Here is an 11810-nt window from a genome sequence, read left to right on the forward strand (position 1 = left end):
TCGCTTCGGTGACGCCCGTCAGGGCGTCACATCAACGTCGTAGCCAATTGCGCAGCTTCACCAGCAGGACCTCCCCGTCACTCAATTCGCGACGGTCGCGGATAAGTTCGGCGAGGCGGTCCGGATAGTCGGTGATGATGGCGTCAACACCAAGATCGATCATCTGCGACATACGCGCCCGATCGTTCACCGTCCAGGCGTGTACCTCATAGCCGAGTTCACGCGCCAGCCGTATCTCGTTGTCGGTGATGCGGTTGTGGCGCAGCCCCAGGGCGTCGAAACTGCGTCGATCGAGAGTGCCCGGCATCACCAACTGGGCCAGCAGGGTCACGCGCAGGTCCGGCTCGCGTTTCTTGACCTTCTCCAGCACACGGGTCGACATCACCGCCAGTCGTGTCTCTCCGCTCACGTCGGGGCTGCCACAGCGGGCAGCCTGTGCCGGCGTCACCCGGGCGAGGCACTCCCGCCGCGCTTCGGTTTCGCGCTGCATTGCATCGAGCACGGCCTCCACCAAAGCGTCTTCCGTTCCGGGATCCGGTTTCATGTCGATCATCAGGGCGCTCTTGCCGCGCACCGCTGCGAAGGCCTCGGCCAGGGTAGGGATGCGCTCCCCGATGAAGGCATCGCCAAACCAACTGCCAACGTCGTATTCGCGCAACTCCGCGAATGTCACCTCCTGCAGGCTGCGTGGGTCACCGGTCAGGCGCTGAAGGCTTCGATCGTGGTACAGCACCACCTCGCCATCGGCCGTCAGCTGCACGTCGACCTCCACGTAGTGGGCACGATCCTCGTTCGCACGCTCGATCGCCGACAACGTGTTCTCGGGTGCGGCCATGGAGCTGCCGCGATGCGCGATGATGGCGATGTCATCGCGCAGTTCGAAACTGTTGACGATCCACCAGGCCTGTACCAGTGCAAACAGCAGCACGGCCAGTTCGACGCCCCAGGCGAGCCGGCCCGGATGGGCATCGGGTGGCGGTGGGGCCGGGCGAGGCTCACGGTGGGCCAGGCGCAGGTAGAGGCAGGCGGAGAGCAGTGCGTTCGCCGCGATGCCGATGAAGGTGATGGCCAGCGTTGCCAGTACGTAGCCCGTCACATAGGCCAGCATGGCGGGGATCAGTACCGCATTGCGTTCCGGTAGCCACCACAGCATGGGCGTGAAGACGTGGTCGAAGAGCGTGCTGGCAAGGAAGGGCAGGGCAACGATGATCAGCAGGACGGAGATCACGACCAAGGCTACCTTGCCGCGGTGGCCCCGGGTCAGTTCACGGCTGCGCTTGAGTGAGGCAACCGCCGATAAATTCTCCAGTGTGGCCACCGGCAAGGCCAGGATCCAGCGCACGTAGAACCATGCTGCAGTGAGCGCCCAGCCGAGTATCAGCGGTGCAGCGGTGGCCAGGAAGTACCATAGCGCTGGCGGACGCATGCGCAGCACGTAATAGGGATCGAGCCCGCCTATGATCAGCTCGTATAACCAGCCCAGCAGCAGCGCGACGGGCAGCAACAGCAGCAGGTGTGTGCCCACCTGCAGCACCACCAGGCCGACCAGGATGGGTAGCCGACGCAGGGTCTGCCAGAGGGCGGTGAAGGCCAACTGGTAATGATTGTCACGGCGTTTGACCGCCACCAGGATCATGCCGGCCTGCTGCAGGTAGAGGATCAGGAAGGTGAGGCCGATGGCCGCCAGCAGCCAGAGTACACCCGCCGGGCTGAGTAGCAGATCGAGCAGTGCGGCATTGGTGACGACAGGGCGGTCGAAGTGTCGGAGCAGGCCGGTCAGGGTCCAGGCGACGCCAGGCAGCAGTAGACTCGAGGCGAGCAGGGTGAAGAAGAGGTGGTACGCCACCAGCGGACGCAGGTGCTCTCGCAGGCTGCGCAGCACATCCACGCCTAGTGACGTCATCGGTATGAAAACTCTCGCTGCGGATTCATGTCATCAGCGTGGCATCACGGTCGCCTGGTGGGCAAGTGCCGCCGCGATGCCGGAGGGTTCAAGTGTCGAGAGGCAGACGCTTTTCGGCAATTACGATGCCATTGTTGTCGGCATACAGCCACTGCCCCGGACGCAGGGTCACGCCGGCAAAGGTGACCGGAATGTCGCGGCTTCCTTCGCCGCGCTTTTCGCTCTTGCGGGGATGCGCGCCGAGCGCCTGCACGCCAAGATCGGTTTCGGCCAGGACGTCGACGTCGCGTACGCAGCCATACATGACGACACCCGACCAGCCATTGTCCACGGCCTGTTCCGCCAGCATGTCGCCGAGCATGGCGCAGCGATGAGAGCCGCCGGCATCTACCACCAGTACGGCGCCCTCTCCGGGTTCGCCGACGGCCTGCTTGACCAGAGAGTTGTCCTCGAAGCACTTGACGGTGCGCACCGGCCCGCAGAAGGCCTCGCGACCGCCGAAGCTGACGAAGATCGGGTCGAGCACCTGCACGTGCGGATGGGCATCGCAGATATCGGGCGTGATGATTGCGCTCATCGCGGATTCCTTGCCTGGGGGAGAATGGTCGGATGATGTCATGGTTCGGGCGAGCGGACTCTCGTCGATTCGTCGCAGGCGGACTCGACACCGGCCGGAGCCGGTGTCGAAGGTAAAGCAGGAGGCAAGCGAGCTAGAAGCGTAGCCCCACCGAGGCGGTGAAGGTGTCGATGGTATAGTCGCTGTCGAAATCGTAACGCTCGTACTCGGCGCGGATCAGTACCGGGTTGAAGTTGAACTGGGCGCCGAGGCCGTAGACCGGATCGAAGCCGTCGTTGTCCTGCAGATCGATGCTGGCGTCGCCGAGGTTGCCGTCGACGTCGGTTTCCCAACTGGCGGCCCCGACCTTGGCGAAGGGAGTGAACCAGGGCGTGATCGGGAACTGGCCAACCAGGTTGGCGCCGTAGGCGGTCGACTCCAGGTCGGTATTGGCACCGTCGTTGCCACGCAGGCGTACACGCCCGAGGTCGGCATAGAAGGCCTCGGCGGCCAGGTAGCGGTTGAACTGGTAGCCAGCGAAGCCTTTCCAGACGTTGTCGTCGTCGTCGAGGTCGAAGTCGCTGGCACCGCTGTCGATGAAGTTGTCCACGTCTTCACGATCGTTTTCCAGCGAGCTGAAGCCGGTGCCCAGGCCCAGATAGGCATATTGCTCGTGAGGTTCGGCTTGTGCCTGGGCCCCGGTGGCAACGAGTAGAGAAGCGGATAGGGTTGTTGCGGTGAGGAGCGTTCTGGTTGACATATTCTGACTCCTTGAAAAATCCCTCGGACTCCGTCGGGAGACACGCTTACCTGCGCTTGGCAAGTGTGTACGAAGCCCAGCCTTGAAATCCCTCTTTCTTCTAATGCGCAGTCGACCATGCCGACCGTGCTCGACGCATGTAGGCTTTCTAAACGTAGACTCGTGGCCATCGCCACTCAAGGAGTGCCGAGTAAAATAACGTACCGAGGCGTCGCCGAGCGGCGACGGTAAGGGCGAGGGCTAGAACAAAAAAAGCGCCCCGTACGGGGCGCTTCGTTCATCGGCTCAGGTACCAGGTACCGTCGATGTTGCGAGCATCGGAGTCGAACCTGATTCTATCAGAACCCGAAGTATCAGGCTTCTTGAGCGACGGGGATCACATTGGAAGCGGCGTTCTGATACTCCTCGATTTCATGGAAGTTCATGTAACGATAGATCTCGCCGGCCATGGCGTCGAATTCTCCCATGTAACGCTGGTACTCTTCGACGCTCGGCAGGCGACCTTCCACCGCCGCCACCGCGGCCAACTCGGCCGACGCCAGATAGACGTTGGCGCCGTCGCCCAAACGGTTGGGGAAGTTACGGGTTGAGGTGGAAACCACGGTGCTCTTGGCGGCGACACGGGCCTGATTGCCCATGCACAGCGAGCAGCCCGGCATCTCCATGCGCGCGCCGGCACGACCGTAGATGCCATAGTAACCCTCTTCGGTGAGCTGGTGCTGGTCCATCTTGGTCGGCGGCGCCAGCCACAGGCGAGTCTTCAGGCTACCTGCAGGCTGCTTTTCGAGCAGTTTGCCGGCGGCGCGGAAGTGGCCGATGTTGGTCATGCACGAGCCGATGAAAACCTCGTCGATCTTCTCGCCGGCCACCTCGGAGAGCAGGCGGGCGTCGTCAGGGTCGTTCGGCGCGCACAGTACCGGCTCCTTGAGCTCGGCCAGGTCGATTTCGATGACCTCAGCATATTCGGCGTCCTTGTCGGCACGCATCAGGCTCGGGTTGGCCAGCCACTCTTCCATTGCCAGGATGCGGCGCTCGATGGTGCGCTTGTCGCCATAGCCGTTGGCGATCATCCATTTGAGCAGGGTGATGTTGGATTTCAGGTACTCGGCTACGCTCTCTTCGCCCAGGGTGATGGTGCAGCCGGCGGCACTGCGCTCGGCTGAAGCATCGGAGAGTTCGAAGGCCTGCTCGACGGTAAGATCCTCGAGACCCTCGATCTCCAGCACTCGGCCGGAGAAGGCGTTCTTCTTGCCTGACTTCTCTACGGTCAGCAGACCCTGCTTGATGGCGTAGTAGGGAATCGCGTGGACCAGGTCGCGCAGGGTCACGCCGGGCTGACGCTTACCCTTGAAACGCACCAGCACCGATTCCGGCATGTCCAGCGGCATCACGCCGGTGGCCGCGGCAAAGGCCACCAGGCCGGAGCCGGCCGGGAAGGAGATGCCCAGCGGGAAGCGGGTATGGGAGTCGCCGCCGGTGCCTACGGTGTCGGGCAGCAGCATGCGGTTCAGCCAGCTGTGGATGATGCCGTCGCCCGGACGCAGCGAAACGCCGCCGCGGTTCATGATGAAGTCGGGCAGGGTGTGGTGGGTCTCCACGTCGACCGGCTTCGGGTAGGCGGCGGTGTGGCAGAACGACTGCATCACCAGGTCGGCCTGGAAGCCGAGGCAGGCGAGGTCCTTGAGTTCATCGCGGGTCATCGGACCGGTCGTGTCCTGGGAACCCACAGTGGTCATCTTCGGCTCGCAGTACATGCCCGGGCGCACGCCCTCCATGCCGCAGGCCTTGCCGACCATCTTCTGGGCCAGGGTGTAGCCCTTGCCGGTGTCGGCGGGCTGCTCGGGCAGGCGGAAAACGTCGGACTGGGGCAAGCCCAGCGACTCGCGTGCCTTGCCGGTCAGGCCGCGGCCGATGATCAGCGGGATGCGACCGCCGGCGCGCACCTCATCGAGAATCAACTGGGTCTTGAGCTCAAAGGTGGAGACCACTTCATCGGTGCCGTGCTTGCACACCTTGCCTTCGTAGGGATAGACATCGATGACGTCGCCCATCTCCATCTTCGAAACGTCCATCTCCACGGGCAGAGCGCCGGAATCTTCCATGGTGTTGAAGAAGATCGGGGCGATCTTTCCGCCGAAACAGAAGCCGCCGGCACGCTTGTTGGGCACGTTGGGGATGTCGTCGCCGAAGAACCACAACACCGAGTTGGTGGCGGACTTGCGCGAAGAGCCGGTGCCGACGACGTCGCCGACGTAGGCGACCGGGTAACCCTTGGCCTTTACTTCCTCGATCTGCTTGAGCGGACCGGTGGTGCCCGGTACTTCGGGTTCGATGCCGTCGCGCTCATTCTTGAGCATGGCGTTGGCGTGCAGCGGGATGTCTGGGCGCGACCAGGCGTCCGGGGCGGGGGAGAGGTCGTCGGTGTTGGTCTCGCCCGGCACCTTGAATACGGTGAGGGTGATCTTTTCGGCCAGCGCGGGCTTGGACAGGAACCATTCGGCGTCGGCCCAGGACTGCATGACGTCCTTGGCTACGGCGTTGCCGGCCTTGGCACGCTCTTCCACGTCGTGGAAGGCGTCGAACATCAGCAGGGTGTGCTTGAGCTGCTCACCGGTCTCCTTGGCCAGCTCGGCGTCGTCGAGCAGTTCGACCAGGGAAACGATGTTGTAGCCGCCCTGCATGGTACCCAGCAGCTTGACGGCATGCACCCTATCGACCAACGGAGACTCTGCCTCGCCCTTGGCGATGGCAGTGAGAAAGCCGGCCTTGACGTAGGCGGCCTCGTCGACGCCCGGCGGAACGCGATTGGTCAGCAGGTCGAGAATGAACTCCTCTTCGCCGGCCGGCGGGTTCTTCAGCAGCTCGATCAGCGCGGCGACTTGCTCGGCATTCAGGGGCTTCGGCGGGACGCCCTCGGCGGCGCGTTCTTCGACATGTTGGCGATAGGCTTCAAGCACGTTTGGGGGCCCTCATCTGGTGTGTTGCCCAAAGCAGTTCGATACGGCGATGAACATCGGCGAAAATACTGCCTTGGCGGTGAAACAACCGTAGTCACTGGGTGGCGCGATTCTACGGGAAACTGTCGACAATGTTAAGTTGGCCCTTATCCGCCGAAGCCTAGACTTTGGTCGTCGCGATGTTTGCTGAACTACAGCGTGCCAGTCAGGGCGGGGCGCGTTACCATTGCCGAATGAACAAGGGGAAGTGAATGTGCGCACGTATCGCCTCGCCGTGCGTGGGGCTCTGTTCGACGACGCTGGGCGATCCGGTGTGCCGGGGTTGCCAGCGAACGGATGATGAGATCGTGGTGTGGATGGCCTTGTCCGCCGAGCAGCGCGACCTTCGCATCGCGCAGCTCGATACCTTGCGTGAGCGTGTCGCCGCCCGCTTTCTGAAAGTTACTGACGAAGCCCGTCTCGAAGCGCAACTGCGCCAGCATCGTATCCGCTTTCGTCCGGAGCAGCCGCCGTTGTCGCGTGCCGTTGAGTTGCTGCGGGTCGGGCGCGATCGGATTCGCGAGCTGCATCGCTACGGACTGGCGCCACAAGAGAGCGCTGTGGGGCTCAGCCCTGCCGATCTCCATGCGCGACTCAACGAGCAGTTGCTGGTAGAGGCGAACGAACGCCGATGCGCGGACCAGGTTTCGATTCCCCACCGTTAACCGTACGAGCCAGATTGCCGAGCCACAAATGCCAGAGATTTTCGAAGCGACCCTCAACGATGTCGAGCTACCGCCGGGCCTGCTCGCCTTTCTTGCTTGTGCCACGCCTGATGCTTGGATCGAGTGGGCGCTGGACAATCCCGAGCTGCTGCTGATCGATCACGCCCAATGCGAAAAGAAGGCCGCCTCGACCGCGATGAGCCTGCTCTACCGCTATGTCGACCATCCGCTGCTGCTGACCAAGATGTCGCAGCTCGCGCGCGAAGAGTTGCTGCATTTCGAGCAGGTGGTCAAGTTGATGGAGGCGAGGGGCATCGAATACCGCCATCTCAGTGCTTCGCGCTATGCCGAAGGACTGCGTCGGCACGTGCGCCCTCAAGAACCGGAGCGTCTGGTCGATATTCTCATCATAGGGGCATTTATCGAGGCGAGAAGCTGCGAACGTTTCGCCAGGCTGATTCCTCACCTCGACCCCGAACTGGCCCGGTTCTATCGTTCGCTGGTCAAGTCGGAAGGCCGCCACTACGAGGATTATCTCATGCTGGCGCGGTATCTTTCGTCGGATGCCATTGACAAGCGGGTGGGTTTCTTTGCCGAATGCGAAGCACAACTAATAGTCACGCCGGACACGGCGTTTCGTTTCCATAGTGGCGTACCGGCTTGATATCGCCACTTTGCCATGCAGGGTTCCGTCATGCAGGACGCTTCAGTAACCGAGCATAACAGTGATGATGGGGATCACCTGGCGTTGTTCGGCCAGTTTTCGCTGGCACTGGGTGATGATGTACTGACCCAGTTCAGCTACGACAAGGTCAAGGCGCTGCTGGTCTATTTACTGTTGCACCACCAGCCGGTCAATCGGGCCAGCTTGGCTGAGCTGCTCTGGCCGGATCAGGGGCTCTCCTCGGGGCGCACCAATCTGCGCCATGCCCTCCATTGCCTGCGACAATCGTTGGGCGAGGAGGCCGAGCGCGTGCTGGTCGTGTCACGCCAGACCATCGCCTTCCGGCGGCCCGAGAGCTGGCGCTTCGATCTGCACGAACTCCAGCAGTTGCTGGAGGGCACGCAGGACGTTGCGACGCTTGAGCAGCTGTTGCGGCGCTATCGCGGCGACCTGGTGGAGGAGCTGCAACTGCCGGCCTGCACCGAATTCCAGCGCTGGCTGGTGCAACTGCGCAACGAATGGCGCCAGAGGGTGATCCGTTTCGCCGAAGGGGTCCTCGAGCGCAACGACGAGGTGCCCGACGCCCTGCTGCAGACACTGGTCAGCCGCTTCTCCGGCTACGGTCCGTTCCATGAGCGCCTGGTGCGGCAACTCGCCGAGCAGGGTCAGCTGGCCGCAGCCCACGAGCAGTACAACGCCTACCTGCAATTGCTGGCGCTTTCCGGCCAGCAGCCCGAGCCCAATTTCCTGCAGTTGGCGCGCTACTGGTCGGATGGCAACCCCGATCTTCAGAGTCTGTCGCCGCAGGGTGCCTTCTCGCGCACGCTGGCGGCCGGCAGTTCGCCGCTGCGTGAGGACGAGATCGAGCAGCGCCAGCTTTCGGTGATGGCGATCCGGCTGCGCGTCAAGGGAGAGTTCTCGGCCCGCGACGAGATCCGCGCCTGCCTGGCGTTGCAGATCGAACTGATGCGCTGGCTGGAGCAGCAATGCCACCACTTGGGAGGTTTCTGGTTACCTGGAGCAACCGGTGGACTGGGACTTGCCTGTTTCGGTACTCACGGTCCGGCACACCAGCTGGCCGAGCTGGTAGCGCTCTACGAGCACTGCCGGCGTGTACTACCCGACGAAGTGGCACGGCATTGGAGCGGCGAAGAGGAAGCCCCGCGCATCGAGTTGGCGGCCGGCCTCAACAGTGGTCGAGTCGTCTACCTGCCCGAGCGCCAACTGGTCGACCCGCTTGGTCAAGTGACCCAGGGGGCGCTGGATTTGATGTGCGCCGCCGAAGGCAGCGAGCTGGTCATTTCTCAGGAGGCCAGCCAGCACATGCCGCCGGCGCTGGACCTGCAGCCGCGTCTCTCCTCGCGGCTGGTGGCGAGCGACGGCCGCGTGCGGCTGCGGGCATTGGTGCTGGGCCATAACGAAGGCGGTCGCGATGCCACGCCGCCGAGCCTGGTCGGCCGCGAGGCCCCGCTGCGTGTGCTGCGCGATGCCTTGGCGCGCGCCGGCATCGGCTTGCGTCAGAGCGTACTGGTCAGAGGTGCCTCCGGCATGGGCAAGTCGGCCCTGATGGTAGGGTTCCGCCAGCTTGAGCTGAGCCGTGACGCGGCGATCTGCTGGCAGCCCACCACTCGCCTGTCGGTATTGGAGCCTTACGGTGTCGCCCGCACGCTGCTGCGCTGGCGGCTCGATGGCAAGCTTGACGAGGCGGGGCTCGAGGAACTGATTGGCCAGTGCGAACTCACGCTGAGCCCGGAGCAACTGGGGCTGCTGGAGGAAGCGCTGGGCGTCAAGGAATCTCCCGAAGTGGCGCAACTGGCCAAGAGCGGCGAAGCGGCGGATCTGGTCGTGGCGCTGCTATGCAAGGCCATCGAAAGGCAGGCCGCCGAGCGTACCCAGGTTTTGATGATCGATGATCTGCAGTGGCTCGATGAACCGTCGTTCCGGGTGCTGGCGGGCCTGCAGGCTCGGCTGCCGATCAACTGTGCCTTCCTGTTGGTCGCCAGCCACCATGGTCGCGAGAGTCTGCCCACGCGACTGCATTGGGACCAGCAGGTCACCCTGAGCCATCTCGATGCCATGCAGTCGTCACGGCTGCTGTCGCAGTTGGCCAGGCGCTACCGGCTGCATCTCAGCCCGCGCCTGCGGGGGCAGATCATCGAGCGCTGCGATGGTGTGCCGCTCTACATGCAGGAGATCTGCCGGCGCCTGGAGATGGATCGCCGTGAAGGGCGCAGCGTGCAGCTCGATGAATTGCCCAGGGGCCTGCTCGGCCTGCTCGCCGGGCGTATCGATCAGCTCGACGGCGACCGGGAGGTTGCACACGTTGCCGCAGTACTGGGACGCCGTTTCCGACTCGACTTCCTGGCCGAGTGCAGCGGCTGGGAAATGGCTCAGCTCAATCGCGCCCTTGAGCAGATGCGCCGCCTCGAGATCATCGAGTCAGCCGGCGGCGAGGGTGGATGTCGCGAATACCAATTCAGTCACCAGTTGCTGCAAGAAGCCGCGTACCTCTCCTGCCCGCGCGACGTGCGGGTACGTATCCATCGTCAGGTCGTCAGCCTGATCGAGGAGCGTTTCCCGATGTGGATCGGCAGGCACCCCGGCGATTTTGCCACTCATCTGCGGCGCAGCGGCCACTATGCCCGTGGGGCACGTTATTTCGAACTGGCGGCGCGCGAGGCGCTCAAGGTCAGCGCCAATCGCACCGCACTGAAGATGGCCGATTTCGGCCTGGCCAGCCTGCGCCATGTGGAAGGCCAGGAAGAGCGCGAGATCAGTCTGTTGACCGTGCGTGGGCAAGCCGCCTTCGCCCTTGAGGGACACGGCTCGCCGACCGCCCACGAGAGCTTCGTCCGCGCCCGTGAGTTGCTGGTGGAGCACGGGGGCTGCCATGCCGAGGACGCCGAAGATCTCGAGCAGGCCTTCCTGGTCAAGTGGGGGCTGTGGGTAGGCTGCAGCCAGCGCCACGCTCACGCCGATGCCTTCTCGCTGGCTGCCAGCCTGGCTTCCATTGCCGTCCGCCTCGAGGATCCGCGCTACCAGCGTCTGGCCGACTATGCCAGGGCCAACTGTGAATACTGGGCCGGGCGAATCAGGCAGGCGTACGAACACCTCGACGAGATTGCGCCGCTGGAGCGACCGATGATCATCGAGTGGCTGCCGTTCTCCGAGCATCCCCAGGTGGCCGCGGCCTGCTTCCAGGGCTGGGCGATCTGCCTGCGTGGCGACTACCGGCGCGCCGAGCAGCAGGTCGAAGCGGCGATCCGTCTGGCCGAGCGAATCGGTCACCCCGGATCGCTGGCCATGGCGCTGCTGTTTGCCGCTGCGCTCTATCGGCAACTTGGGCATGTGCATCTGGCGGCACGTCGCGCCGAACAGGCCGTGGCTCTGACCGAGACTCCCGACCTGCACCTGTGGCAGGTGTCGGCCCAGGCGATTCTCGGTTGGCGTCGGGCGCTATCCGGCGATCGCGATGGCCTGACGAAAATGGAGCTGGCTCAGGAGGAGTTGGGCGAGGTCACCGGGCGCGATCGCTACCACCGCCCGACGCTGTGGTATAGCGATGCCTGCCTGGCACTGGACGAACTCTCCCGGGCCGAGGATTATCTGGACCAGTGCCTGATGATCGCGCGCGAGCGCAGTACGCTGTTCGTTTCCGAGCTGGCTGTTCAGCTCGCGCGTGTTCGCCAGCGCCTGGGGCGTTCGGTGAACGAGGTGCGGCTGCTGGTGGAGCAAGCACTGGAATGCGCACGCCTGCATGAGAACCGTCACCAGGAACTGTGTGCACTCGAGGCTTGGCTGACGCTGATCGACGATCAGGATGAGGCCGTGCGTGAGCAGTTCCGAGCCCTGCTCGACAGCGTGAGCCACAGCGATGCCCCGGTCCTGATTCGCTGGCGTATGCTGCTCGAGCGGCAACTGCCTCAGGCGAGCAGTGCGGAAGGGCGCGTGGCCGTCGGCAACGGCTAGTTTCCCTCGGCGAGGGTGCCGCATTCGAGGAGGGCGATTCGCTGCAATGCCTCGGCGCGGTTCTCGCCGCATAGCTCGAGGTCGAAAGCGAATCGCTCGCATACCACGGGGCGGCGGGCATCGCCGAACAGGCGGCAGAGATTGTTCTCATCGAGCTGTACGCAGCGTACGCCGGCCGGCTTGCCATGGGGCATGCCGGGTATCGGCGAACTGATCGAGGGTGCAATGCAGCAGGCGCCGCAGCCTGGTCGGCAGCCCGCGGGTGCGGGCTGGCTCTTTGTCCGAGCGGCATCCATG

At 63.9% G+C, this 11810-nt stretch carries 8 protein-coding genes; 3 read left to right on the forward strand and 5 right to left on the reverse strand.

Annotation, left to right across the window (positions count from 1 at the left end):
* Positions 1-31: 31 nt before the first annotated feature.
* From HBJ55_RS11610 to acnB, 4 genes are all read right to left on the reverse strand, one after another.
* A complete protein-coding gene (locus HBJ55_RS11610) occupies positions 32-1903 on the reverse strand; it encodes a glycerophosphodiester phosphodiesterase family protein (protein ID WP_167114591.1) in 1872 nt (623 codons plus the stop codon).
* A gap of 88 nt (positions 1904-1991) precedes the next feature.
* Positions 1992-2480 (reverse strand): ribonuclease E activity regulator RraA, encoded by a 489-nt coding sequence (gene rraA, locus HBJ55_RS11615; RefSeq protein ID WP_167114594.1) that lies wholly within the window; start codon positions 2478-2480, stop codon positions 1992-1994.
* 133 nt (positions 2481-2613) lie between these two features.
* Positions 2614-3219 (reverse strand): porin family protein, encoded by a 606-nt coding sequence (locus HBJ55_RS11620; RefSeq protein WP_167114597.1) that lies wholly within the window; start codon positions 3217-3219, stop codon positions 2614-2616.
* 353 nt (positions 3220-3572) lie between these two features.
* Positions 3573-6176, reverse strand: coding sequence for a bifunctional aconitate hydratase 2/2-methylisocitrate dehydratase (acnB, locus tag HBJ55_RS11625; RefSeq protein ID WP_167114600.1), 2604 nt, complete (start codon positions 6174-6176; stop codon positions 3573-3575).
* Between the two features lie 251 nt (positions 6177-6427).
* Here acnB and HBJ55_RS11630 point away from each other — a divergent pair, with 251 nt between their 5' ends.
* From HBJ55_RS11630 to HBJ55_RS11640, 3 genes are read left to right on the forward strand one after another with little or no spacing between them, the layout of a single operon-like run.
* Positions 6428-6880: a DUF1289 domain-containing protein gene (locus HBJ55_RS11630; protein WP_167114603.1), complete on the forward strand. Its 453-nt coding sequence runs from the start codon at positions 6428-6430 to the stop codon at positions 6878-6880.
* A 28-nt stretch (positions 6881-6908) separates the two neighbouring features.
* On the forward strand, positions 6909-7544 hold the full coding sequence (locus tag HBJ55_RS11635) for a MiaE family protein (protein WP_167114606.1): 636 nt from the start codon (positions 6909-6911) through the stop codon (positions 7542-7544).
* 30 nt (positions 7545-7574) lie between these two features.
* On the forward strand, positions 7575-11513 hold the full coding sequence (locus HBJ55_RS11640; RefSeq protein WP_167114610.1) for an ATP-binding protein: 3939 nt from the start codon (positions 7575-7577) through the stop codon (positions 11511-11513).
* Here HBJ55_RS11640 and HBJ55_RS11645 read toward each other — a convergent pair.
* Positions 11510-11809, reverse strand: a complete 300-nt coding sequence (locus HBJ55_RS11645) for a YkgJ family cysteine cluster protein (RefSeq protein WP_167114720.1) — start codon at positions 11807-11809, stop codon at positions 11510-11512. The genes HBJ55_RS11640 and HBJ55_RS11645 overlap by 4 nt on opposite strands.
* Position 11810: the final 1 nt, after the last annotated feature.

Source organism: Billgrantia bachuensis, from assembly GCF_011742165.1.
Taxonomy (GTDB): domain Bacteria; phylum Pseudomonadota; class Gammaproteobacteria; order Pseudomonadales; family Halomonadaceae; genus Halomonas; species Halomonas bachuensis.